The 23,479-nt window shown below is 65.0% G+C and carries 20 protein-coding genes and 1 pseudogene; 9 read left to right on the plus strand and 12 right to left on the minus strand.

What is annotated here, in order from left to right; translation table 11 throughout:
• The 3 genes from ACWDU1_RS01525 to ACWDU1_RS01535 all read left to right on the plus strand — a co-directional run.
• Nucleotides 1-1,560: ABC transporter ATP-binding protein (locus tag ACWDU1_RS01525; protein ID WP_449994893.1), on the plus strand; the 1,560-nt coding region annotated here is incomplete at its 5' end.
• A gap of 173 nt (nucleotides 1,561-1,733) precedes the next feature.
• The gene (locus ACWDU1_RS01530; RefSeq protein WP_449994895.1) at nucleotides 1,734-3,041 is read left to right on the plus strand and encodes a DUF1254 domain-containing protein; all 1,308 of its coding nucleotides are present in this window, start codon (nucleotides 1,734-1,736) and stop codon (nucleotides 3,039-3,041) included.
• A 92-nt stretch (nucleotides 3,042-3,133) separates the two neighbouring features.
• The gene (locus tag ACWDU1_RS01535) at nucleotides 3,134-3,559 is read left to right on the plus strand and encodes a hypothetical protein (RefSeq protein WP_449994897.1); all 426 of its coding nucleotides are present in this window, start codon (nucleotides 3,134-3,136) and stop codon (nucleotides 3,557-3,559) included.
• 50 nt (nucleotides 3,560-3,609) lie between these two features.
• Here the strand turns inward: ACWDU1_RS01535 and ACWDU1_RS01540 are convergent, their stop codons facing one another.
• A complete protein-coding gene (locus tag ACWDU1_RS01540) occupies nucleotides 3,610-4,068 on the minus strand; it encodes a hypothetical protein (protein ID WP_449994899.1) in 459 nt (152 codons plus the stop codon).
• A gap of 126 nt (nucleotides 4,069-4,194) precedes the next feature.
• Between ACWDU1_RS01540 and ACWDU1_RS01545 the strand changes: the two genes are divergently transcribed.
• Nucleotides 4,195-4,956 (plus strand): dienelactone hydrolase family protein, encoded by a 762-nt coding sequence (locus ACWDU1_RS01545; protein WP_449994900.1) that lies wholly within the window; start codon nucleotides 4,195-4,197, stop codon nucleotides 4,954-4,956.
• A gap of 191 nt (nucleotides 4,957-5,147) precedes the next feature.
• Complete coding sequence (locus ACWDU1_RS01550) at nucleotides 5,148-5,825, plus strand: DUF3159 domain-containing protein (protein WP_449994902.1); 678 nt, start codon at nucleotides 5,148-5,150, stop codon at nucleotides 5,823-5,825.
• Nucleotides 5,826-5,921: 96 nt separating this feature from the next.
• Here ACWDU1_RS01550 and ACWDU1_RS01555 read toward each other — a convergent pair.
• A pseudogene (locus ACWDU1_RS01555) lies at nucleotides 5,922-6,983 on the minus strand (Cmx/CmrA family chloramphenicol efflux MFS transporter); the annotation flags it as partial.
• Nucleotides 6,983-7,735: an SDR family oxidoreductase gene (locus ACWDU1_RS01560; RefSeq protein WP_449994904.1), complete on the minus strand. Its 753-nt coding sequence runs from the start codon at nucleotides 7,733-7,735 to the stop codon at nucleotides 6,983-6,985. The gene ACWDU1_RS01560 and the pseudogene ACWDU1_RS01555, both read right to left, overlap by 1 nt.
• A 74-nt stretch (nucleotides 7,736-7,809) precedes the next feature.
• On the opposite strand from ACWDU1_RS01560, the gene ACWDU1_RS01565 reads away from it, so the two are divergent.
• Entirely contained in the window at nucleotides 7,810-8,397 is a 588-nt protein-coding gene (locus ACWDU1_RS01565; protein WP_449994906.1) for a TetR/AcrR family transcriptional regulator, read from the plus strand.
• A 190-nt stretch (nucleotides 8,398-8,587) separates the two neighbouring features.
• Nucleotides 8,588-9,064: an RDD family protein gene (locus ACWDU1_RS01570; RefSeq protein ID WP_449994908.1), complete on the plus strand. Its 477-nt coding sequence runs from the start codon at nucleotides 8,588-8,590 to the stop codon at nucleotides 9,062-9,064.
• An 11-nt stretch (nucleotides 9,065-9,075) separates the two neighbouring features.
• Here the strand turns inward: ACWDU1_RS01570 and ACWDU1_RS01575 are convergent, their stop codons facing one another.
• Nucleotides 9,076-10,296, minus strand: coding sequence for an ABC transporter permease (locus ACWDU1_RS01575; protein ID WP_449994910.1), 1,221 nt, complete (start codon nucleotides 10,294-10,296; stop codon nucleotides 9,076-9,078).
• The gene (locus tag ACWDU1_RS01580; RefSeq protein ID WP_449994912.1) at nucleotides 10,293-11,171 is read right to left on the minus strand and encodes an ABC transporter ATP-binding protein; all 879 of its coding nucleotides are present in this window, start codon (nucleotides 11,169-11,171) and stop codon (nucleotides 10,293-10,295) included. Before ACWDU1_RS01580 ends, ACWDU1_RS01575 begins: the two co-directional genes overlap by 4 nt.
• A gap of 286 nt (nucleotides 11,172-11,457) precedes the next feature.
• Between ACWDU1_RS01580 and ACWDU1_RS01585 the strand changes: the two genes are divergently transcribed.
• Nucleotides 11,458-12,411, plus strand: coding sequence for a hypothetical protein (locus ACWDU1_RS01585; protein WP_449994913.1), 954 nt, complete (start codon nucleotides 11,458-11,460; stop codon nucleotides 12,409-12,411).
• 39 nt (nucleotides 12,412-12,450) lie between these two features.
• On the opposite strand, the gene ACWDU1_RS01590 is transcribed toward ACWDU1_RS01585, so the two are convergent.
• Both ACWDU1_RS01590 and ACWDU1_RS01595 read right to left on the minus strand, forming a co-directional pair.
• On the minus strand, nucleotides 12,451-12,642 hold the full coding sequence (locus ACWDU1_RS01590; RefSeq protein ID WP_449994915.1) for a DUF397 domain-containing protein: 192 nt from the start codon (nucleotides 12,640-12,642) through the stop codon (nucleotides 12,451-12,453).
• Nucleotides 12,643-12,644: 2 nt separating this feature from the next.
• Nucleotides 12,645-13,532: a helix-turn-helix domain-containing protein gene (locus ACWDU1_RS01595; RefSeq protein WP_449994917.1), complete on the minus strand. Its 888-nt coding sequence runs from the start codon at nucleotides 13,530-13,532 to the stop codon at nucleotides 12,645-12,647.
• Nucleotides 13,533-13,855: 323 nt separating this feature from the next.
• Between ACWDU1_RS01595 and ACWDU1_RS01600 the strand changes: the two genes are divergently transcribed.
• Nucleotides 13,856-14,407 carry a hypothetical protein gene (locus tag ACWDU1_RS01600; protein ID WP_449994919.1) on the plus strand — a complete coding sequence of 184 codons (552 nt, stop codon included), beginning with the start codon at nucleotides 13,856-13,858 and terminating at the stop codon, nucleotides 14,405-14,407.
• Between the two features lie 277 nt (nucleotides 14,408-14,684).
• On the opposite strand, the gene ACWDU1_RS01605 is transcribed toward ACWDU1_RS01600, so the two are convergent.
• From ACWDU1_RS01605 to ACWDU1_RS01625, 5 genes are all read right to left on the minus strand, one after another.
• On the minus strand, nucleotides 14,685-15,602 hold the full coding sequence (locus ACWDU1_RS01605; protein ID WP_449994921.1) for a hypothetical protein: 918 nt from the start codon (nucleotides 15,600-15,602) through the stop codon (nucleotides 14,685-14,687).
• Nucleotides 15,603-15,895: 293 nt separating this feature from the next.
• A complete protein-coding gene (locus ACWDU1_RS01610; protein WP_449994923.1) occupies nucleotides 15,896-17,728 on the minus strand; it encodes an AIPR family protein in 1,833 nt (610 codons plus the stop codon).
• On the minus strand, nucleotides 17,725-18,738 hold the full coding sequence (locus ACWDU1_RS01615; RefSeq protein WP_449994925.1) for a PD-(D/E)XK motif protein: 1,014 nt from the start codon (nucleotides 18,736-18,738) through the stop codon (nucleotides 17,725-17,727). Before ACWDU1_RS01615 ends, ACWDU1_RS01610 begins: the two co-directional genes overlap by 4 nt.
• Nucleotides 18,735-21,569 carry a Z1 domain-containing protein gene (locus tag ACWDU1_RS01620; RefSeq protein ID WP_449994926.1) on the minus strand — a complete coding sequence of 945 codons (2,835 nt, stop codon included), beginning with the start codon at nucleotides 21,567-21,569 and terminating at the stop codon, nucleotides 18,735-18,737. The genes ACWDU1_RS01615 and ACWDU1_RS01620 overlap by 4 nt, the downstream gene beginning before the upstream one ends.
• A complete protein-coding gene (locus tag ACWDU1_RS01625) occupies nucleotides 21,566-23,059 on the minus strand; it encodes an ATP-binding protein (RefSeq protein WP_449994928.1) in 1,494 nt (497 codons plus the stop codon). Before ACWDU1_RS01625 ends, ACWDU1_RS01620 begins: the two co-directional genes overlap by 4 nt.
• Between the last annotated feature and the right edge of the window lie 420 nt (nucleotides 23,060-23,479).

Genomic DNA, 23,479 nt, shown 5'->3' on the forward strand with positions numbered 1-23,479 from the left:
CTCTTGCACGCCGTCACCGATACCTGCGGACTGTACGTGCTCGAGCGGTCCGGCGAATCCGTGCTGCTCGCTGTGCGGAACCGACTGTCCCGGCATCTGCTGAGATTGAGTATCCCGACTCTCGACTCGCTCCGGATCGGTGATCTGATCTCGCGAATCACCGTCGATCCGACGGTGATTCGAAATGCGGTGGGAAGCAGCCTCGTCCAGATCATGACCGGATCGGTGACGTTGGTGGGCACCGTCGCGGTCATGATCTACATCGATTGGCTGCTGTTCGGCATCGTTTTCGCCACTGTGGGTATCGCCGCGTTCGCGATGCTGTTGGTGATGACGAGGATCGAAAGAACCTCGACCGATTTGCAGGAGAGCGTCGGTGCGCTCTCCGCGGATGTGGAGCGTGCCCTCACCGGGGTGCGCACGGTGAAGGTGAACAACGCCGAGGAGCGTGAGCACGCCCATCTGACCCGGCTGGCGCGCGAGGCGTATACGGCCGGGGTCCGTGCCGCCCGGTTGAAGGCATTGGGCAATCCGGCGATGCATCTGGCGGTCACCGGTTCCTTCGTCGTCTCCCTGCTGGTCGGTGGTGTGCGGGTCGCGGACGGCCGGATGGAGCTGAGCAGCCTGGTGTCGATGATGCTGCTGGCGATGAACTTGCTGATGCCGGTCGGGGATCTGTTCAACGGGTCCGTCGGGCTCCAGCAGGCGCTGGGTGCGCTGAGCCGGATCCAGTCGACACTCGGACTGCCGGTCGAGGATGTCACCGAAACCTCGCCTTCCGCCGATCCGCAGGTCGGCGGACCGGCCCGCGCTACGGCCGAACCCGCGATGGGAAACGCTCACCCGGCGCTCGAATTCCGCGATGTGCGCTTCTCCTATGACGAGAGACAAATCCTCGGCGGCGTCACGTTCTCGGTTCCGGCGTGCGGTCATATCGCGCTGGTCGGGCATTCGGGTGCCGGCAAGTCGACCTTGTTCTCGCTGATCAGCAGGTTCCTCGATCCGGACGAGGGCGATATTCTGCTGGCGGGCCGCTCCTATGCGGACCGGTCTCGCCGGGAGTGGCGTTCGGAGATCAGTTTGCTCGAACAGAATTCGCCGCTGCTGTTCGGCAGCCTTCGAGACAATCTGACCTATCGCCACCCCGGCATCGCCGAGGACGATCTCCGGCGCGCGATCGAACTCGCCGGGCTGACGGATGTCGTCGCACGACTGCCCCGTGGTCTCGAGACTCCGGTGGGGGAGCACGGTGTGTTCCTGTCAGGGGGTGAACGCCAGCGGGTGGCTCTGGCTCGCGCCATGATCCGTCGACCCGTACTGCTGATGCTGGACGAGCCCACGGCGATGCTCGATGCCGGGACGGAACGGGCGTTGAACGAAACCATTCGAATCGTGCGCAAGGAATGCGCCCTTTTGGTGGTCGCCCATCGGCTCTCGACGATTCGCGAAGCGGAGACCGTCGTGTACCTGGACGGCGGCCGGATCGTCGACAGTGGTCCGCACCATGAGCTGGCCGCCCGGAACACGAACTATCAGCAGCTCGTCGGCGTGACCGTCTGACCGAGCCCGGCCCGCGTGGTCGAGCTCGACCGGCCGGCTCCGCCTCACCCGGAACGTGTGAGGCGGAGCCGGAGGGGTCTCCGGGAGGATTGCGCCGTCAGCCGCGGGCCTGTCCGTGGAACGGCGGAACCCGGGCCCAGGGGTAAGCCCGAACCGGTGGGAGGCGCGAGGCCGTGAGCATCCTGTCCGATGATCTGCGGACGCTGAGCTACGAGGCGACCCTGTACTTCTATCCACTGGTCACGATGGATATCAGCCGCCGCCAGCAGACCGGCACCCCGGCCGGTGTCCGTCCCTTGTTCGGCCCGCCGAACGAGTTCCACCATATGCGCGAGTTCCCGCCCGCGGATTTCCGTGCGGTGGTGCGGCCCAACTTCGACACGCTGTACTCGTCGGCCTGGCTGGATCTGACCGCGGGCCCGGTCGTCGTACACGCCCCCGATACCGGCGACCGCTACTACATGCTGCCGATGCTGGATATGTGGACCGATGTCTTCGCCAACCCCGGCAAACGTACTACCGGGACCGATGCCGCCGATTTCGTGGTCACCGCCCCGGGCCATTCCGGTCCGCTGCCCAGCGGTGCCACGGTCATCCCGGCGCCGACCCCCTACGTCTGGGTGATCGGCCGTACCCAGACCAACGGGCCCGCCGACTACCCCGCGGTCAACGCGATCCAGGACGGCTACACCGTCACCGCCCTCGGGCAACCGGCCCGACGCGCCCCGGACCCCGGCTTCGACACCACCACCGAACCGCTCACCCTCGTCCACGACATGAGTGCGCTGGACTACTTCGCGTACGCGGCCGACCTCCTCGTCACGATCCCGCCGCACGTCACCGACCAGTCGATTCTCGCCCGCCTCGTCCGGCTCGGTATCGTCGCGGGCCGGCCTTTCGACCGCGACCGCTTCACCGCCGATCAGCGCGCCGAGATCGAATCCGGCCGCGCCGACGCCTTCGAGGCCATGCAGACCGCGGTGGCCACGCTGGGTAGCAAGGCCAACGGCTGGACCACGCATACCGAGACGATGGGCGTGTACGGGAACTTCTACCTCAAACGCGCACTGGTCACGATGGTCGGGCTCGGCGCCAATCCCCCCGAAGACGCGGTGTACCCGTTGCTGCTCGCCGACGCCGACGGCGACCCCGTCACCGGCGAACACGACTACGTCCTGCACTTCGAGAAGGACGAACTACCGCCGGTGGCGGCGTTCTGGTCGGTGACCATGTACGACGAGCAGGGTTTCCAGGTCGCCAACGCTCTGGATCGCTTCGCCATCGGTGACCGCGATCCGCTGTCCTTCGATTCCGACGGCTCACTGGACCTGTATCTCCAGCACACCCATCCCGGCCCCGGCCGCGAAGCCAACTGGCTACCGGCTCCCCGGGGGCCGCTCGGGGTGACGATGCGCCTGTACGCCCCGCATCGGGAGGTACTGGACGGCCGCTGGCATCCCCCGGCGCTCCGGAAGGCATAGCACCCGTTCGATCCGGCGGCGGGCCGCGGAGTTCCATCCAGCGCACCCACTGTCATGACAGTCCGCGGATTCGGCCTTAGTATCCAGATTCGATGAATGAGCCTTTGCCGCAATCGGAGTCGGTGACGGTGGGTGTCGAGCTCAGCGAAACACGCGCCGCTGCCCGTCCGGCCGTCCTGCCGACGCTGGTCGAGTTCGCTCCCGGGCACCGCTATGTGCTGACCACCGGCCGCAACGATTTCTCGCTGCCGCCCGGCCGTTATCGAGCCGAGTTGTGGTCGCAGTACGCGTTCTGGCGGGTGGGCAAGGCGACGCTGGATATCGACACCACGAACGGGCCGGTTCTGTTCCACTACGCCGTCCCCTACACCCTCTATCACCGGGGTGCCGCGGGATTCACCCCACAGGAGCGCCAGGGCAGAACCGCGAACACCGTGGTGCGGGTCGTGGGGCTGGTCGGCGGGACGCTGGCGATCGCCGCGGTTGTGCTGGCGGTGATCCTCACCCTCCTGCAATGAGCAGGGCGGCCCCGGTTCTCCCCGTGGCCATGCCGGGCCCGAGGGGCCTCTCAGGGCCGGTTCGTGCCGCGGTTGCGGGCTTCCACGGCGTCGACCGTTTTCCGGAACATGTTCTTCAGGACCCCCTGGCCGACGCTGCCGACCACCGCGCCCAGCACCCGGCCCTTGAGGTTCTTGCCCTCACGCACCACGACGATGTCGATATCGGTCTTACCGTCAGGCCGGGGTGCGAAGGTGTAGGTGTGGCCCGAGCGCCCACCCCACAGATTGGAATCGGTGGTGGTCATGACGACCCGGCCCGGGTCCGACCAGTCGTAGTGCAGGCGCTCCCAGATCCCGCGTGACCCTTCCGTGACGTCGGCATCGGTGGCGCCGCGGTTGTGCACCTCGAGGTATTCATCGGTGCTGTTGCCGAACAGCTCCGCACGCCCGGGCCCGAAGTCGGTGAGTGCGGCGACGAACTGTTCGGGCGTCGCGGTCGTGGTCTCGGTGAAGTGGAGGGTGGCCATGGGTGCTCCTTCGTCCGGCGACGGTTACACACGAACTACACGCTGGTGGCGCTGTACCCCCGGTATCCCGGGCGAATCACGATAGGAACTATGTTCGAGAACAGTCGGCACCACAGGAGGATCTCGATGACGGAAGTCCAGGGTAGCTCGGTCGATATCCGAACCCCCGACGGTGTCGCCGACTCCTACCTCGCCCACCCCGGCGACGGCGCCGCGCACCCCGGCGTGCTGCTGATCCAGGACGGTTTCGGGCTGCGGCCGAGCCTGCGGGCGATGGCCGACCGGATCGCCGCGCACGGTTACACCGTGCTGCTGCCCAATGCCTTCTACCGGCACGGCCCCGCACCCGTGCTCGAGCTGCCCGGCCATATCGACCCGGCAGCGCGTCCGGAGATCTTCGAGCAGGTCTTTCCGATGATCCGCGCCCTGACACCGGACCTTATGCGTTCCGACGCCGGCGCGTACCTGGAGTGGCTGGCCACGGCGCCGCTGGTGGCCGACGGCAAGGTCGGGGTCACCGGCTACTGCATGGGCGCGCGGCTGGCGGTGCTGGTCGCGGCGGGCTTCCCCGACCGGGTGGCGGCGGTGGCCGGTTTCCACGGCGGACCGCTGGTCACCGACGACCCGGACAGCCCGCACCTGCTCGTCGGAAACCTCACGGCGGAACTCTATTTCGCCCACGCCGAGGAGGACGTACGCAAGGCCCCGGAGCAGTTCGAACGGTTCGACAAGGCCCTCGAGGTGTCCGGTATCCGCCACCGCACCGAGATCTACGACGGCGCGCGACACGGTTACACCCAGGCCGATACCGCCGCCTACGACGCCGACTCCGCCGAACGGCACTATCGCGAACTGCTGGCCCTGTTCGACCGCAACCTGCGCGGATAGCCGGGCTCCTCGCAATATCCCGAAATGCGCAGGTCGAAACGTGTGTATTCGTATCGCGGGGCGCGAAAAGGGCTGCGGCTCATCCGGTTCCCTTGACTGTGCCGTAACGGCACAGTGTCTGCTGGATCAGGACAGCGAACGACAGGAAGCGCGTGGCGGGACCGACCCGCCGCGCCCCGGGAGGACGCACGATGATGACCGACACCAGCCGACCCACCGACCACCACGCGGACACCGAAACTCCGGCGGAAACCGTTGAACAACAACCGAAACCGACCATGCTCGACCAGATGGGCGGCCCCTCCGGGGTGATCTACTCGGGGCTTCCGGTGGTGGTCTTCGTGATCGCCAATGCCGTCGGGGGCCTTTCGGCGGGCGTCTGGAGCGCCGTCGCCTTCGCCGCCGCGCTCGCCGTGTTCCGGCTGCTGCGCCGGGAACCGGTCCAGCCCGCCGTGTCCGGCCTGTTCGGTGTGGCCGTGGCGGCGGGCGTGGCCTACTGGACCGGTTCGGCCAAGGACTTCTTCCTGCTGAACATCTGGCAGAGCCTGATCTGCGCGGTGCTGGTGCTATTCACGGTGGTGGTGCGCCGCCCGCTGGTCGGGCTGGTCTGGAACGCGCTCAACAGTGCCGGTAACGCATGGCGTGCGGACCGGGTGTCGCTGCGCGCCTACGATATCGCCACCCTGACCCTGGTGGCCGTCTTCGCGGCCCGGTTCGTGGTGCAGCAGTGGCTCTACGACGGTGACCACACCGGCTGGCTGGCCTTCGCCCGGATCGCCATGGGCTACCCGCTGACGGGACTGGCCGTGCTGGTGATGCTGTGGGCGGTCCGCCGTTCGAAGAAGAGCCTGGCGGCCCGGCAGGCGTGACCGCGCCCGATCCCGCCCGGCCCGCGCAGCGGCGACCTCGACACCGACCAGGGCGAGGGCGGCCGCTGCCAGGCCGGCGCCGATCCAGGGCACGGCGGGGTAGCCGAGACCGGCGGTCAGGGCGATACCGGCGAGCCACGGCCCGGCGCTGATACCGACATTGAAGGCCGAGGTGTTGCCCGCGACCGCCAGCGTCGGCGCCGCCGGGGCGATGCCGACGACGCGGGAGTTCAGCGCCGGATTCGTACCGAACCCGGTCAGCCCCAGCAGGAAAACCCCCACAACCAGCGGGACCAGGTGGGTGGCGGTCACCGCGATCAGCACCGAGCTCCCCAGCAGCCCGGTGAACCCGAAGAAGAGCACCCCCAGCGGGTACCGGTCGGCGAGCGAACCGCCGAAACCGACGCCGAGCAGTGCCCCCACCCCATAGGTCAGCAGCACCAGCGGCACCCACCCCGGCGCCAGTCCGGTGGTCTCGGTGAGCATGGCGGCGAGGTAGGAGAAGGTGCCCAGCAGCGCCGCGGTGGACACGGCGGTCAGCGAATAGGAGAGCCAGAGCCTGCTGTTCGCCATACCTCGCAGCTCGGTCCGGACGCGGGGCGGGTCGTCCGGCGTCAGGTCCGGCACCCGCGCCGCGACGACCAGCCCGGCGAGCGTGGTGAGCACGACGATGGCCCAGAAGGTCCCGCGCCAGCCGAGGTGCTGGCCGATCCAGGTCCCGGCGGGCAGTCCGAGAATCGTGGCGACGGTGAGACCACCGGCCACGATGCTCATCGCCCGCCCGCGCCGGTCGGGCGCGACCAGCGAGATCGCCGTCGCCCCGCCAACCGCCCAGAACCCCGCGTACACGAAGGCCGCGACGAATCGGGTCGCGAACAGGACCGCGTAATCGTCGGTCAGCGCGCCCACCGCGTGAGCCGCCACGAACACCGCGAGGAACGCGAGCATCGTGCGCCGCCGCGGCGCGCGCAGGGTCGCCGCGGCCAGTACCGGCGCACCGACCAGCATGCCGAGCGCGAAACCCGAGATGAGCAGCCCGGCCTGCGGAATGGTGATCGAGAGATCGGCCGCGAGCTCCGGCAGGATCCCGGCGAGCACCAGCTCACTGGTGCCCTGGGCGAAGATGGCGAAGCCGATGATCCAGACGGCGGCGGGCATCAGACCAGCGCCCCGCCGCTGGCGTCGATCCACTGCCCGGTCACCCAGCGGGCGTCACCGGAAGCGAGGAAGGCCACGATATCGGCGATATCGTCCGGGCGGGCCACTCGGTCGAACGGTGACTGCGCCGCCAGCTGCGCCCGTCCCTCCGCGGTCGCCAGACGCGCGGCGTTCATATCGGTGTCGACTCCGCCCGGACCCACCGCGTTGACCGTGATCCCGCGCGGCGCGAGTTCCTTGGCCATCAGGGCGGTGAAGGCGTCGACAGCGGCCTTCGACATCGTGTACGACAGCAGATCGGGGAGACGCAGGCCATGGGTGAGGCTGGTGGACACGTTGACGATCCGGCCCCCGTCACGCAGCCGCCCGAGCCCCCGCTGCACGAGGAACACCGGCGCGGTGGTGTTGACGGCGAACACCTCGTCGTAGGCCTCGCGGGTGAGGTCGGCGAACGGAACCGGCGCACCGAGGATGCCCGCATTGTTGACCAGGATGTCCAGGCCTTCGGCATGCGCGTCGAAGGCCTCCCACAGCGCCTCGGCATCGCCGTCCGCACCGAGCGGCACGGCGAACGCGAACGCCTCCCCACCCGCCTCGTGGATTCGCGCGACAACCTTCTCCGCCGCCTCCGCACTGCGCCCGTAGTGCACCCCGACCCGGGCTCCGTCGGCCGCGAGCCGGAGCGCGATCGCCGCCCCGATTCCGCGCCCCGCGCCGGTCACCAATGCTGTCCTGCCTGCCAGAGCTGTCATGACTCATCTTTCTTTATCGATCGTTACAGAAAGGAAGGTAGCACATTCTTGAACGATCGCTATAAAATGTGCTCATGGCAGCGACGACACGAGGCCGGCCACGTTCCTTCGACCGTGATGCCGCGCTCGACGGCGCGATCCGCCTGTTCTGGACGCGCGGCTACGAGGCGACCTCGGTCCGTGATCTGACCGAGGCCCTCGGTATCGCCGCACCCAGCCTCTACAACGCGTTCGGCGACAAGCAGCGCCTGTTCGCCGAGGCCGTCACCGTCTACGACCGCGCCTACGGCGGTTTCATCGAAGCCGCCCTCACCGAAGAGCCCGACGCCCGCCGCGCCGTCACCCGCCTCTTCACCGAGGCCCCCGAGCGCTACACCCGTCGCGGCCTCCCCGCCGGTTGCTTGATCGTGAGCGGCGACGCCGGCACCGACGACCCCCGCGTCCGCGAGGTCGTGCACGAGGTCCGCGAGCAGAAGATCGCACTCGTCGCCGCCAAGATCCGCGCCGACGACCCACCCGTCGCGGCCCCCACCCCCGACGGTCTCGCCCGCTACGTGATGGCGGTACTCGGCGGTATCGCCCAGCAGGCCCGCGACGGCGTCCCCCGTGACCGGTTGGACGGGCTCGCGGCCGTCGCCGTCACCATGTGGCAAACAGTCTGATTCCTGGTCGACAACCAGGGCGCCAATCGGGTCCGTACGGCGGATCCATGTTGAACATGCAGCTCAGGATGGATACGAATCGGTTTCGGCCCCTGCGCGCGCCTCGCCCGCGTGCCATGCTCGAAGATCGAGATGCCGTGATCAGCACCTGCTCGGCAAATGAGCCGCACAGCGTTCGCTAGGAGGCGTGATGACCACAGGTGGATTCGACCCGGCCTACGGCCAGACGGCGGCGGCCAGTGTGAGGCCCGCCGGTCTCGGTAAACGCGCGGTGGCCAGGTTCGTCGACTGGATCATCGCCGGCATCATCGGCGGTATCTTCTTCTGGCTCCTGGGAGTGGTCTGGGATCTGCCCGACTGGGTCTCGGTGCTGCCCGGCGCCGGATTCGGCTGGCTGTACTTCGTCGTGTTCGAGATGTCCTCCGGTGCGACCCCCGGCAAGATGCTCCTCGGACTGCACGTCAACGGATCGGGCGGCGCCCCGAAACCCAGCCTCAGGGACACCGCGGTCCGCAACGCCTACATGCTGCTCAACCTGATCCCGTGGGTGGGCGGGTTGCTGTGGTTCATCGCGGCGATCGCGATCGCGTTCACGATCAGTTCCAGTCCGACGAAGCAGGGGTGGCATGACAATGCGGCGGGTGGGACGCAGGTCATCGACAAGTAGCCCCGTAACCGTCAGTCCTCGACGCTGAGCGCCTGCCGGTAGGTCAGGCGCCCTTGCGTCTGCATCAGTGAGCGGCGGTAGATCCGTTCCGCGACCACCACGATCGCGTAGGCCGCCGCGGCCATGACGGCGAGGGAGACGAACGGCTCCCATACCGCGGCCGTGCCCGCGGCGAGGCGGGCCGGCATGGTGACGATGGAGACGATCGGGATGTAGGACGTCACGGTTTGCGCGGTACCGGTGGCGAATATGCCGAGGAACAGGACGAGCATGATCACCATGCTCAGCGGGGTGGACGTCGACTGCAGGTCTTCGTTGCGGGTCGCCAGGGAACCGGCGACGGCCCACAGGCTGGCCAGGGCCAGGAACCCGACGACGAAGAACACGATGAACCATCCTGCCGCACCGGCGATCCCGGCGATGCGATCGGTATTACCCAGCACCGCCAACCCGGCCAGACCCGCACCCGCGAACAGCACCAGCTGCCCGAACGCCATCAGAGTGTTCCCGGCGATCTTGCCGATCAGCAGCTGCCGCAGGGGAATCGCGCTGGCCAGGATCTCGACGATCCGGTTCTGCTTCTCCTCGATCACACTCTGCGCGATGGACATGCCGAACAGCAGCGAGGCGACATAGAACAGGAACGCGAAGACCACCGTCATGATGCGGGCGAAGCCGGGGTCGACCGCGGATTCGTCGAGCACGTCGTAATGCACCCCACCGCCACGACCGAGCTCGTCGAGTGAGGTGCCCGCGGCCTCGGCATTGCGCTGCAGCGCGAGCTGCTGCGCGGCGGTGGTCACGTAGGTGGCGACGTCCTCGTTCTCGGAATCCTTGCCGAGGAGCCACCAGCCGCCGGGTTCCGCGACCAGGCCCGCGTCGACCTCCCCGTCACGCACCTGCTGTTCGACGGCGGCGAGGTCGGCCACCGGACGGCCGGTGAAGGTGACATCACCGCCGGCCGTATCGGCGAGGGCGTCGGCCGCCTGCACCACCCGGCCCGCGTCCGGCCCGGTCACGGCGATCTCGATCGTTTCGGTGCGCCCGCTGAGGAAACCGCTGATGGCCAGCGATGCGACGATGGCCACGATGGTGACGACCGTCGAGATCAGGAAGTTGCGGTCACGCAGCTTGACCATGACCTCCCGTTCCGTGACGATCCGCCACACGCCCCGCTGGGCGGCGTCCGCCCGGCCGCCCGGCCGTGCCCGGCCCGCAGTCGTCCCGGTCATGCCGTCACCTCCCGGAAGATCTCGGCGACCGACGGCCGCACCTCGGCGAATTCCCGCACCGACCCGCGCGCCAGCGCTTCGGTGAGCACCTGGTCGGTGGTCGCGCCGGTCAGCTCGAGCAGCACCCCCGACTCGTCCCGCTCGATCACACTCACCCCCGTGAACTCGTTCAACCAGCCGGTGTCGGCGCTCGCCCGCAGCCGATACCGCAGCGCGCCGGTCTCCCGCAGTTGCGCCGCCGAACCCTGGGCGACCACCCGGCCCTGCGCGAGGATCACCAGCCGATCGCACAGCCGCTCAACCAGATCCAGCTGGTGTGAGGAGAACAGCACCGGCACCCCCCGCGCGGCGTATTCGGCCAGCAGTTCCGCCATCGAATCGACCGCCGCCGGATCCAGTCCGGAGAACGGCTCGTCCAGTATCAGTGCGCCCGGTTGAGCCACCACCGCCGCCGCGATCTGCACCCGCTGCTGATTGCCGAGCGACAGCGATTCCAGCTTGTCCTTCGCCCGGTCTCCGAGCCCGAACCGTTCGAGTAGTTCCGCGGTCCGCCGCCGCCCCTCGGCGGCCGAAAGTCCGCGCAGCCGACCCAGATACACCAGCTGATCCTGCACCGGCTGCTTCGGATACAACCCGCGCTCCTCGGGCATGTACCCGAAGCCGCGCCGATCGGCCACGGTGACCGGCCGGCCATTCCAGCGCACTTCGCCGCCGTGCGTGGCCAGCACACCCATGATCATCCGCATGGTCGTGGTCTTACCCGCGCCATTGCCCCCCACGAACCCGGTGAGCACCCCCGGCTCGACACCGAAAGTCACATCGTCGACCGCTGTCTTCTCGCCGAACCGGCGCACCAGATGCGCAACCTCGAGCATCGAACCTCCCCGTCTGTGAACCGAGCCGAACTCTACCGGCTGCCCGGCCGACGCCCGCCCGATCTCGATCACCGATGCATCGGCCGACCACATCGCCCCCAGCCGGCCGCTGCCGGCACTGATAACCTCCGCGGAGACCGCCACGGGGGGACCCGCCGCAGTCCGATGGGCCGCCGGGTCGGGACAGCCGCCGACTGTGCCCGTCGAGCACAGTGTTGATCCGGCTGCCCAGAGTTCAGGGGGAAACATGTCGTCGCTCTCACTACCCCGCCGGACCCGGCGGGGCATGCGGTGGTCCGCACTGGCCGTCGTCCTGATGGCCGCGGCCGGATGCAGCTCCGAACCGCAATCGCCGACTGCCGGAACGGACGCATTGTGGCTGACCGTCCCGCAGGACGATATCCAGTCGCAGCAGGTCCGGACCCGGGCCCGCGCTCTCGACGTCTGCGCCCTGCTGCCGGCCGAGGACCTGGCGCAGGTGGGTGAGTTCTCGGTGCGCACATCGGGTCCGGGTGCCTGCGAGGCCACGGCGGCCGCGACACCGTCCGAAGAGACCACAGTGAAATGGAGCGTGGCCGTGGAACCCGCTCCCGAATCCGAAATGCCCTATGGCACAACGAAAAAGGTCGGCGACGCCACGGTGTGGACGGTATCCGATGCCGATACCCGGCCCGGCGTCGATCCGGCACAACTCACCAGCCGCAGCTGCTCGGCCACGGTCCGATACCCATCGACCGCGCACTTCTTCCTACAGGCCGATACGCAGCCCGGCACCGATCCGTGCCCGATCATCGAACAGCTGCTACCCACCGCACTCCGCCAGTGGGCCGCCGAACCCGCTACCGGCACCTCACCCGACACGGTGGTCACCGCGCTCACCGGCCAGGACCCGTGCGCTGTGCCCAGGGCAACGGACGGTGCCGTCCTCGCCGTGAACCAAACCCTGTGGACCTGCGGCTTCACGTTCCACGGTGACGAGATCCTGGTGGAATACAAGTATCAGCCGGTCCTCTCCTTCGTATCCAGGCAGGCCGTGTTCACCGTCGCCGGAGACCCCGTCTACCTCTACGACGGCGGCGACGGCCAAAGGACATACAACGCGGTAGTCGGGCCGGAGCTGAACTCCGACTCCGACTCATCCTCGGGCGGCTTGGAACCGATGGTCTCCGTCCACGGCACCGATGCCGCCGCGCTCGAAGAGGTCACGCTGCGGATCGTGGAGAAACTCCCGAACCCGTGAGGCCTTTCCTGGAGACCGGTCTGGGCCCCGGTCGTCGGGTCAACCAGCGGCCGAGACTGCCCGGAGGAACGCCTCCCACGTGCTCGGCGCGAAAACAAGCACGGAACCGTTGAGGTTCTTCGAATCTCGAACACCGACCGCGTCGGAGGTGTGTGCGACCTCCACACACTCGCCGCCGTGCTGGCTGTAGCTGCTTTTAAACCAGCTCGCATCCGATAGGTCAGTGCGCACCTTTACCGCTCCCTTGCCAACTCTCTGAGCGCTTGTCGGCTATCCAGCCCGGCAATCGCCCTACCTCTGATGAGATCGTACGTCCGGAGAAACTTCGCTACATCGTCTCGATCCTCGATGTACATGTTGCCGACGACCCCCTCCAGAAAAACGACCGGCGGCTCCACTGGTTCACCGGGAGCCGACTCACCGAAGAGGAGGACTACGAACGGAGGCATGGAAAGCCCTCCGGGGAAGCCCGCAGTGAAGGGGAGAATGGCCAGATCGACGTTGTCTCGGGTGGACATATCGGCCAGATGCCGAAGTTGCATAGCCATTACACCAGGACTTCCTGCTGTCCTCCGAAGTGCAGCCTCTCCGACCACCACGTCCAGTGCGACCGGCTGAGTACGGCGGGTGATGATCCTCTGGCGCTGCATCTTGAGTTGGACACGGCCGTCCTGTTGTACGGAATCGTCATCTGGACGCTGCTCCTGCGCCAAAGCGCGATCGTAGTCAGCGGTCTGAAGCAGCCCGGGCACCAAGTCTGGTTGATAAGAGAGGATTTTCGTGGCAGCCGCTTCCAGGCCTACGTAGACATCGAAGTCCTTCGGGATCAGATCTCCGTACTGGTGCCACCAGTTCTTCACGTTCGCCTGTTTCGCGAGCCCCACCAGGGCTGAGGTCAGATCTTCCGGGACCCCGTAAAGGTCGCAGGCGGCCTGGATATCTCGGGTCTTGATGCGTGAGTTCTCTCCCTTCTCGAGTCGACCGAGGCTGGTTGCCCCCATTTCCAAGAGCTGGGCGGCCTTGGCTTGCGTGTAACCGGCACGGGTCCGCCACTCCAGCAGGTGCCTTCCGAGTTGGCGCCGAGGCAGCGTCGATCCGGTACCGCCGGGGTCTTCGGGCATTTCATCCTCCGTTTCGGGGATTCGGGATTCACCGATGCGACGAAAGCCTCCCACCTCGCACGGTTGGCTTCCTGGTTCTATGCAGAACCTTGTTCGGGGGCACCGATTCGGTGGGACATCGGGCCGTTCGAAGTGTGTCATGAACACTGCTCCGCCACGCCGGAGTCGAACAGACAGTGCCCGAACGTATTCCACATATCCGACCGAACCGAGGCGCCGCAGATATGACTCATTCGACAGGAAGCATGCATCCCGACCGACCCCGCGCGATCGGCTACCTCCGAACGGAGCTCTCGTCGAATCAGGTTCACCACACTGAAGCGATGCGGCTACTGGCTCGGCGCCAGGGCCACACGCTGATCTATATCGTGCGAATCGACCCCGACTCCATTCCGGATCCGATCGGCCATGTCCTCGACATCATCCGCGCTACGAACACGGCGACCTTGATCGTCCCCGACCTCTCTCATCTCGAAAATCACCCCGGTCGCGTTTGCGACAGCTGCGACCTCATGACGGTGTGCCCGGGACAGCTTTGGATGAAGGCCGGTTCAGGCGCCAGGAGTACGTCACAAGCTCCCCACTGGTTGCCGGAGATCTGGCACGGCGAACCCTGCACCCGCCTGCGAATCAGCGACGCGCACAGCACCATGCAGGCACATCGGACGTGCAACCCATTGGACTGTCCCCGCAAGGCGGCCGCCTTCGCACGCTTGGTCGAAGCGGGCAAGGTCATCCCCGCCACCCGTAGCCCTCGCGAACGTGCCGCCGCACGTGGCATTGCGTTTCCACCCGCCGAACGGGGCAAGTCGGGAACGATGCCATCCCTTGCAATCCTCGAACGGTTGCTTACCGGCCTCAGCCAAGTGCGCTGATGACCGGCAGTCGAGATGATCGCGATCGCGTCGATGTCTGTCTCACAGTTTTTCTGCACGGTCTACGCTTCGAATATCGAGCTCACCCCAGTGCCGCGCGACTGTTTCTAGACGAGTGGACGGCGCGCTACGGCAGCCACACAGCTGCAATCCTGTCCGAGAGCCCGATCGACCTCCAGCGTCTCCCTTGTGAACGGCTGTACCTGAACCTCTGACCGGCGTCGACCGGAACTTCTAATGTACGGACTGCCGCAGGCATTCAGTTATGCACGTAGTTTCAACCGACCCACTCGCTCGCGCCACTCAGCAGCCTGCCCGCGGTGTCGGCGCTCGACGCGATCCCGAGCCTCGAGATTCCCGGGACCGGTATATGCGGGGGAACGATCAAACGGCAGGACTCCCAACGCCCGTAGGGACCTCGGTCGGCGGGAACCTGATCGGATATCCAGTCGTTCGGCACGGTCGCGACCGCTGTCGGCTCATGGTTCGAATTCATTCGCACAGCGACCAGTTCCCAGTCGGGGACACGGTGCAGGGCGTGGTACTCATTACGGCTGAGATAGAGGGTGAGGCCGGTTTGCCGAGTGGTCGACTTGACCTCCAGGTGTCCTTGGGCTCTGCCGGAAACCGCAATGTCATACCCGAGGCCGTCGCAGGTAGCAGCGACATGGTTTACGGATAGCTCAGGTGCAGCAGCTGCCAGAAGATTCACGAGGGCCAGTTCGCCGGCAAGGCCGATTTCCGACCACCGCGAACTGTCGACCTTTCCTCCCCACGGAAGGTTCGGTGTAGGGAAGGCGGTATCCAGACGGCGGTTCGGCGCGCTTTGGGGCGCCGGAATTTGCTCGGCTGAGGCATACCTTTCCCAGATCTCGACTGCCAGCCAATGCATCTTCTCCGGTGAATCGACAAACCTGCGCCATATCTCGGCATCCAACCTGCCTCCCCGAGTCTTCGTGCCGGTGTAATCGTCGCAAGCCGTCCGGATGTCCTCCGACTTCCGTGAGATGCTCCCGACGCTCCGAAACTGTGGGCCGACGTCGCCGTGTATTCGGCTCGCACGGCGACGCAGCAGATTCGACAGTTCGGTTGCGAGCGGGTTGCTTGCGCGAATCTGTTTCCAGTCAAGATGCATCATTGCATCGCAGACAAGGATGAGCTCTTCTTCTGACCATTTCGGATATTGCATCGTCACCTACTGATGGAAATGTTGGCTGAATCCCCTGGGTTGGCTCCGCGACCTCGAATGATGCGAACCCTTCGCTCAAGTGATCAGGTCAATGGCAGGCTGCTCCCAGTCAAGAAATACGAGGCAGTCGCTGTCCGAGGTGGGGAATTGTCGCCAGCGCTGTGCCGTGTGAGCAGCCAGAAGTCCCGCCTTTTGCGGTTCCGGCGATCACCCGTTACCGATGGGTCAGGAGACAGTAAGTATCGGCTCGGGGCGTACGATGCAGGCTCCCCGCTTGGCCAACTGAACACGCGGGCAGCTCAGCCGGATCGGCTTTCGGGCCTGATATCGGAATTGACGCCCAGGGGCGGGTCCTTCGTGGTGAGCTGGGCGACAACTACATCGCTAAGCTTCCATGGTAGGGCACGGGCCTTCTCCCAGCACTCTGGCTTCTTGGCCCATTCACTGATGTTGCCGGGTGCCTTGTTGAAGAAGGATCTGAGAATTCGGGCTAGGGTCGGTATTTCGCTGAGAAGCTTTTCCGGTACCTGTTGTGTACGCCAGATCAAGTCAAGATCGAGGCGTCGGCCGGTACGGTTGCTTATCAGCGCCACCGCGTAGGCGACGACCTGCGCCTTGTATCCCTCTACGCAGTTTTCCCGGAATGTCTTGGCGACGATCTTGTCGGTGTGCCGAAATAGGATTGCCTTCGCAACAAGGTGTTCGAAGTACCGTCGATCCGGTTTCTGGTCTTGCTCCGGATGCTGAGCGAGACGTAGCGCGAACTCGGCGAAGCATTTTTGACCACCGAGACTGACGGCGTGTGGAGCCTCGTCCCAGGCTAATTCGAACTTCGCTAGATCTGTCTTGACGAACTTCTGTGCTGGTGGATGGGTCTCCTTGAATGCTTTCTGTCTGGCCGGCGTGCCTGCCCTGGCCACATCGTTCTGGTACTGGCCGCGGGCACGTTCGTAGAACCATCGGGTCTGTTTCTGGCTGCCGTTCGTGGCCGGTGCCCAAACCGAACGAGAAAGGCGTTCGATTTCGACGTGGAAGGGGTGATTGGTGCTGAAGTCTGCCTCTTGTACCGTGTTCTGGCTGTTGGCGTAGCGGGAGATCAGTGGGACTATCTCGGTGAGCTGATCCTGGGGGACTACGGTGAGTTTCATTTGGACATGTATCCCGTCCAGCGTCACCTTGTGTTTGGTTGCCGCGTGATACAGCGACGCGGTGGTCTGGCCGCCATTGACTATCTGCAGGTTCTTCAGGCTAGTGATCGCACTGCCGCCCTCGTGCGTCCTCACGATTTCCGCGTCGGAGGCGGTTGCGGAGATGCCGTTGTTATAGGCAAGGAATCGGCGGGGCTCGTTCAGGATGGTATCTCGGATGCCTTGGTTGACCTTACCCCTTGCCTGCAGGAATGACCGCACGTTGAGTTCGAGGAGGCGGGCAGAGTACGTGGCGTAAATCTCCTTCAGCACGGCGCCGGGAACGATGGCCAGTAGCGTGTGACATCCCTGCTCGTCGAGATCGGTGGGCAAGCATGGGACTGGCGCACCGAACCGTTCGACGAAATCAATGTGGACGGGCTCTTGCTGCCGTCCCGAGGTCACCAGTCGGTGCAGCCGCACCACGTCCCAGACCTGGACCGACGTTGGCACATCACCGAACTCCGGCGTAGTCACGTCCTTCCTGGTGGTGACTGCACCATCGGTGAAGACCCAGAGCCGCACGCGGGTAAGTTCCGGCATCGCTTGGTTGATGCTCTGTGCCATGTCGAACACGGGCGAAGCGACCTCAAGTCCGGCGGCACCGTTGCGCGCCACCTTCTCGAGGAAGCCCCGCAACCGACGGAGACAGGTCTCGATGTCTGATTTGCCGACGGGTGCGGGCGGTGCTACTTGCCTGAGCACGACGCCGAACAGGTCGAGCGTTTCGCCATCACTACTGATGTCGTAGCCGGAGACTTCCTCACCGCGGGCTTGGTGGAAACAGGCCTCCCCGCCCTCCAACTCGGCGACGTCTGCAAGTTCACCGACCATCCGCTCAAGGAAAACGTCGCGTAGGCTCCGCTCCGCGCCGGGCACACTGGCCTCTGTGAGGAGGTCCTGCTGAAGTGTTTCAGCGAACTGGCCGATGTCGGTGTCAGTCATGATTTCTTCTCCAGGGCGGAGATCATATCGTCATTGCCCACAAGAAATTGTGAAGCAGAGAGCAGGTCGACGGTGTATACGACATCGGACACCCCGAGAGGTTTAGTCTCTTCGGTGATCCGGGGAAAGCCGTCGGTCACCCGGTGGACTGTCCGGCGGCGCAGCGCGTATCGTCGGTCCTCGTAAAGCCGGCTCTGGGTATCCAAGTAACCGGCGCGTACCAGCCGCCGCTCCAGCTCGCCTGCGACGCCGAAGTTGGTTGTCTGACTGCGCACTTGGCGAATAAGTTCAGGAAGAGACATCCCACGCCCACCCTGGCGGGCGTCGAGCGCCAGCGTAACAAGGAACAGCGATCCGAGGCCGGTGTTATCCAGCTGTCGTTCGTTGCTGATCCGTACCCGGTTGGCGTCGTTTCCGGATACGGTCTTGACCTCTACACTACCCTGCTCGAACTGGAAGTCCTGTAATTGCTGGTCGGGGCCGGTCCATGCGTACACCGCATCCGGACCTAATGTCGGAAGGAACAGATCAGACAGGGTGTGCAGCTCGCCGAACAGCCCACGTTGCTGCTCCCGTGACAGCCCGTCTGGACTAATACCGGCCAGCATCCTCTGCCACTCACCCAACCGCTCCAACACCGCGCTGCCCGTTTCGGCAGTAACCTGCGAGAGGCTAGCGAGCAGGTCGGCCACTAACGCCGTGAAGATGTCCGCGTACGTACCTGCCCGTAGTACGAGATCCAGAGTTATCCCATAGTCCGGAAGGCTGCCTGGCTCGACCACGACACCAGAAGTGACCACCAACCCGTTCGCCGCGTTGGCCGGAACGTTATTGGTGACCACCAAGAAAACCCGTCGTGCGGCTGGATACTGCACGCCGATGAAGCAGTGGTGCGGACTGTCTGCCAGTACCCGCCGAACCCGCCGACCTGCCAATACCGGGTCGCCCGGCGGGTTGTCCAGTTCTGCCCAGAGCTCTTCGAGATCCGTGCTGGATGGCACCGCGCTCATGGCTGCTCCCCGTCGGAGCCCTGGATACCGAACTCTTGGTCCCACCACAGGTTGGTCACCCGGTATTTGATGGTCTTCGCGGTTCGGCTCCTTGGGAAGCTGAGGGCGAACCCAACGGGCGGGAGGCTGGTATCCATCCAGGAGTCGGGTTCAAGCGGATACAGCAAGAGCAGTCCGCGAGTCGGCGAGCGGACATCACGGATGGAGAGCCCTCCGGGCACACTGGGCTCCATCGTTCTAGTCTTCGGGTCCAACTGCCAGGCCTGCCGGGTCATCTCCAAGGCTTGTTCGACCTCTTCGTCGGAGAGGTCCATCTGCTCGTCGCTGGGCGAGACCAAGCGACGAATTACGTAACGGTCGTTCCCTGCTCGCAGACCAGCCTTGTACTCGGCGCCGTCATCCACACGTTCTTTTGGCAGGTGGAGGGCCCGCTGGACCAAGCCGACCTCGTGATCGCCAATCTTGTCAGTCTTCCTGTCGTCGCCGGCGACCGACACGAGCCCCACTGTCCAGGTGGTGAGCTCCGGTTGGCTCGTAGCCAACAACGTCCGGATGTACTCGGCCAAAGCTCGCGGCTGCGCCTTGGTTGCGACGTCGGACGCTTGGTATCCGTCCAGAAAGTCCAGCACGGCAGACGCAGGCACGTTGTCCCACCGGATAGTGCCGAGAGCGCCTCGGCGGGCTGCCGGAGCGCCTATGGCGCCGACCAGACGCTCGGTTACGGCCCAATTGTTGCGGAGCACGTCGGCGTCCGTCTCGAATGTGATCGACTCGCTGATGGTTTGAGAGAAGGTGATGTCGACGTCGGTGCCGTTTCGCATCTTAGTTCTGGCAGTGATCATCAGCCCGTCCGGATGTGCCCGGACGCGAAGCCCATACTCCTGCGGCGTCTTCCTGAGCGCGGCCATGTACTCAAACTCGCGTAGTAGCTCCTCGTTGGCCAGACCGATGTCACGGTACCAGCGGGCGAGTTCGTTGGTTGTATACAGTCGGCACAGGTCGAGGTAATCGGGTCGATAGCCGAACCATCGGCCCATCTGCATCAGCGTGTCGTACATCTTCGAAGCCCGCAGGTAGTAGCTAACCGTCAGCCCTTCGAGGGTCAGACCGCGGGAGAGCTTGTCTCCACCGATCGCGATCAGGGTGAGTGGCCGGTCGGCCTCGCTGTACGTCAGGGCGTCCTCGGACTTTCCGTTGAGCACGCGCAATTCGACGTCGTCGAGCACACTCGGAAGCGCAGCACGGATCTGCGCCCAATCGATCCCCGCGCCGACTTCCGATGTCAGGTCCGGGTTCCGCAGCAGCGCTTCGGTAGTCAGTACAAAGTCGGCTCGCCACATGGACTCCAGCGCGTGCCAAGGGGAATCAGGGCTATTCGGATCGCCATGCCACACACGCTGGCGCATCAGGTCGACATGATCAAGCAGCGCACGGCGGACCAACGCCTGAACCTCAGTGAAGCGGGTGACGTGCACCAGCATCGAATTGTGGTCTTCGTGACCGCGAACCCGACGTGCAGCCGTGGCGAGCAGGAACGCGTTGATCGCGTTCAGCAACGATGCCGGCAGTTTGCCCGGTATGGCGTCCTTCTTATGCTTGTTCGGGAGCCACATTTCATGGTCGTCGAAGGTCCTTATGATGGGCAGGCCGGACTGGCCTTCGATGCCCGAGTTCACGTCGCTGTCTAGCCCGAAAACCGCGTTCACGCCGATATAGTTGCTCGGGGGCCGGAGGTTGATGATGAAGCTGCGTGGGAACAGGTCCTCGCCGTACGTATCGGTCTTCTCGTCGGCATCGATGAAGATGTTTGCAAACGGGGTTGCGGTGTAGGCGAGGTACGCGGACTTCTCAAACGTCCGCAGCAGCTTCCGGATCAGCCCATTGATCTTGGTCGGGTCGTAGTCGTCGATCGGCTGCCCATTCTCGTCGGTCGGCCGAGCCTTGGTATTCACTGAGGCGTTGTCGGCCTCATCGTCGATAACCAGCAATGGAACATTACGGACAATCTGCTGGCCGGTCTCCGGGTCGAGTTCCTGATTCAGCCGGGTCGCCCACGAGTGCAAGTTTCGCAAGACAGAAGCGTTCTTCTTGACCACCAGAATGACCGGGTCGCTGCCGCCCGCGTTGAGCCAGACCTGCTTGGCCACCTTGACCTGGAAGTCGCCCTTCTCGTCGCTGCTGGTCAAGGAATGGACGTGGAGGAACTTCCCCTTCATCGTCCCGACACCAACTTTGGCGTTGCTCTGGTCGTAGCTGCGGTTACTTCTGGTGTCGAACCCGAGGAATTCCATGTCCAAGCGGTGCTGGGTCTGGCTGCGCAGGCTGTTGTGCAGCCCAGCCAACACGACGATCAGTCGATAGCCGGCGTCCGCGGCCTTACAGATGACGCCTGTGTAGTTGGCGGTCTTGCCGGACTGCACTTGGCCGACAACCATCCCACGACGGTCCCATCTGCCGGGCCGGTCCGGCTTCTCGAACGAGTCCAGGATCCGATCAGTGACCTGATTGATACTGCGAATCTGCGCTGGTGCCCTGCCCTTCCGGCTTAGATACCGCCGGTATCGTTCCCAGAAGTTCCACTCGATCTCATCCCTGGCGTCGTCGAGCCAGGGCACGTGGTCTTCTTTACCGTTGAGAACCTGCTCGGGCGGAAGCCAGATGTTACACCGGCTCTCCACGTCCCTTCGTAACTTGCCGACGTCGATTTCTGCCTGCCCCACGACAAGCAAAGCCTTGTCGACCGCCTGTCCGACATCGCTCGCTGTGACATCGTCCGTGTAATCGAGCAACGTCAAGGCGATCTCCATCGCCTTGCGGTGGTCGGGGTTCATGCCATCTCCTGACCGAGTTCGCGTGTACAGACCTCCCGAACGAGGTCGGGGAAGTCAGAGAACGGTTCCATTGTCAACAGCCGACCGAGAATTTCCTTGCCGGATGTTCCTGCGCGGATCATTGCCTGGATGACATCGGTCAGCACCGACCGGACTGTGTCCGGAGCGGCCTCCTCGAACGGTGCCGCTTGCCGACCCGGCCTGTCCGCGTGGTTGAGGATGATCAGAGGAACTGGAACCGTCTCCTCCAATAGCCTGACCATTGCCTCTACCTCGCCGCCGCCCTCGGTCCGTAGTAGCGCGGCTACAAGCGGGTGCTGGCGGTTGATCTGATAGGCAATCTTTTTGCCGCGCACGACCTGCAGCCATGCCTGGACCACCTCACCTTGACCCGCGCGCTGAAGTACTCTGCCGCGCTGCCGGTAGACGTTCGCCGACCGCATTCGAACGACCTCTGCAATCCGTCGCAACTCAGACACCAAGGCGCCCGGCGCGCGTGCCACCGACTTGCGGACGTCGATCTGCCAGTCGGTGTCCATGTGGTTGGGTAGGTCGAGCCGGATCCGGGCCAGTGAGGTCAGCTCCTCCCGCCGGAACCCGAGCCCGAGCCAGCTTCCGGACACGATCAGTCGTCGGTTTCGGTAGACGTAGTACCCCTGGTGGGAAGCCCAGCCATGATGGCCACCGGCGGCGACGTGTTCCTCAGGAGTTAATCTGCTCACATGCGGGAGGACGAACGACTTGACGCTGAGCAGCACGCCCCGGTACATCAGTGACTCGTCCGTGACCACCTGGGTTGCTTCATGAGAGTCAAGGAATGGGTCCCACGGCGCGATGTTCCTGCCGTTCACCCGTATGGTGACCTTCCCGGGACCCGTGACGTATCGATGGAAGATCATCCCGAGGTGCCTGGCAACTCGGTCAGCGATGGCGTAGAAGTGCCTCTCTGCCTGCTCGTTTTGCGGATCTGGCGAACCAAAAAGGCGGTCCAGCTGTCGCCACAGCACCACCGTTCCTGTCTGGTCACCGCGCAGCTCGTCCCATAGCGCCCGGTCCTCGGGCATCAGGTTCGTCAGCAGCTGCCAGCCACCCACCCGGACGACATGGTCAAGGTCCCACGTCCGGGCTACCAAAGACGATGTCGCGGTCGCCGACATGACAACCAACCGTCGGCACTGCGAGAATGACGCAGTCTTTAGGCCGAGCCCGAACCGCCCGAGATCGCTTGCATTTCTGGGCGCTAAAGGACTTGTCGTGCCTGGCCGCATCGCCTCCCGGAGCCTTTCGGCGTCCATCCCGAGACCGTCGTCGACGATCGTGATCCACGACTCTTTCCCGGCCCAGCGCAGGCGGACGTCAACCGTGGTGGCTTCGGCTGTGATGCTGTTGTCGACTAGGTCCGCCACTGCAGTCTCGGTGGCGTACCCGAACGCGCGAAGCGACTCCACCAACGACTCCGCGCGAGGTTCGACTACCTCGTAGTCGGTCACGTTTCCGCTCGCAGAGTATGCTCGATCGGCCACAAACGCCGCGCCCCACTGAGGGCTTCGCTTATGGCTTTGCCGGAGTGCACCTTCCCCGAGGCCTCAAGCGTCGATTCTGATCCTGAGGGGTAACTACGAACCGCGGCAGCGGCATTCGGCTCATCGTCAAGCTCGGTAGGCATGTCCGGCGGCCTCGGTAAGGCTGTTCTGCCGGCTGGATCCGGGTCGACGTTCTCGTAGCTGACGTTATTCATCTCAACTCGCCATCTGACAACACATGTCTCTCCGCGGCGAGTCGGTCCGACGACCGTCGACGCATTCCGAATCCTCCTAGGCCAAGATTACTAACGGAGGAGCCCTGCAGCTTCGTTGGCGCGCACCGATCGACCAACTTTGGTCGGACCCCATGGTGACACCGCCTGCGTG

Source organism: Nocardia sp. NPDC003345, assembly GCF_053589395.1.

What these genes read in the sequence shown, in the direction of transcription:
- ACWDU1_RS01560 (WP_449994904.1), bottom strand. Translation starts at nt 7,735, where the DNA reads ATGACAGCTCTGGCAGGCAGGACAGCATTGGTGACCGGCGCGGGGCGC.
- ACWDU1_RS01620 (WP_449994926.1), bottom strand. Translation starts at nt 21,569, where the DNA reads ATGAACCCCGACCACCGCAAGGCGATGGAGATCGCCTTGACGTTGCTC.
- ACWDU1_RS01580 (WP_449994912.1), bottom strand. Translation starts at nt 11,171, where the DNA reads ATGCTCGAGGTTGCGCATCTGGTGCGCCGGTTCGGCGAGAAGACAGCG.
- ACWDU1_RS01595 (WP_449994917.1), bottom strand. Translation starts at nt 13,532, where the DNA reads ATGCCCGAAGACCCCGGCGGTACCGGATCGACGCTGCCTCGGCGCCAA.
- ACWDU1_RS01615 (WP_449994925.1), bottom strand. Translation starts at nt 18,738, where the DNA reads ATGAGCGCGGTGCCATCCAGCACGGATCTCGAAGAGCTCTGGGCAGAA.
- ACWDU1_RS01565 (WP_449994906.1), top strand. Translation starts at nt 7,810, where the DNA reads ATGGCAGCGACGACACGAGGCCGGCCACGTTCCTTCGACCGTGATGCC.
- ACWDU1_RS01575 (WP_449994910.1), bottom strand. Translation starts at nt 10,296, where the DNA reads ATGACCGGGACGACTGCGGGCCGGGCACGGCCGGGCGGCCGGGCGGAC.
- ACWDU1_RS01535 (WP_449994897.1), top strand. Translation starts at nt 3,134, where the DNA reads ATGAATGAGCCTTTGCCGCAATCGGAGTCGGTGACGGTGGGTGTCGAG.
- ACWDU1_RS01610 (WP_449994923.1), bottom strand. Translation starts at nt 17,728, where the DNA reads ATGACTGACACCGACATCGGCCAGTTCGCTGAAACACTTCAGCAGGAC.
- ACWDU1_RS01550 (WP_449994902.1), top strand. Translation starts at nt 5,148, where the DNA reads ATGATGACCGACACCAGCCGACCCACCGACCACCACGCGGACACCGAA.
- ACWDU1_RS01540 (WP_449994899.1), bottom strand. Translation starts at nt 4,068, where the DNA reads ATGGCCACCCTCCACTTCACCGAGACCACGACCGCGACGCCCGAACAG.
- ACWDU1_RS01545 (WP_449994900.1), top strand. Translation starts at nt 4,195, where the DNA reads ATGACGGAAGTCCAGGGTAGCTCGGTCGATATCCGAACCCCCGACGGT.
- ACWDU1_RS01600 (WP_449994919.1), top strand. Translation starts at nt 13,856, where the DNA reads ATGCGGCTACTGGCTCGGCGCCAGGGCCACACGCTGATCTATATCGTG.
- ACWDU1_RS01570 (WP_449994908.1), top strand. Translation starts at nt 8,588, where the DNA reads ATGACCACAGGTGGATTCGACCCGGCCTACGGCCAGACGGCGGCGGCC.
- ACWDU1_RS01585 (WP_449994913.1), top strand. Translation starts at nt 11,458, where the DNA reads ATGCGGTGGTCCGCACTGGCCGTCGTCCTGATGGCCGCGGCCGGATGC.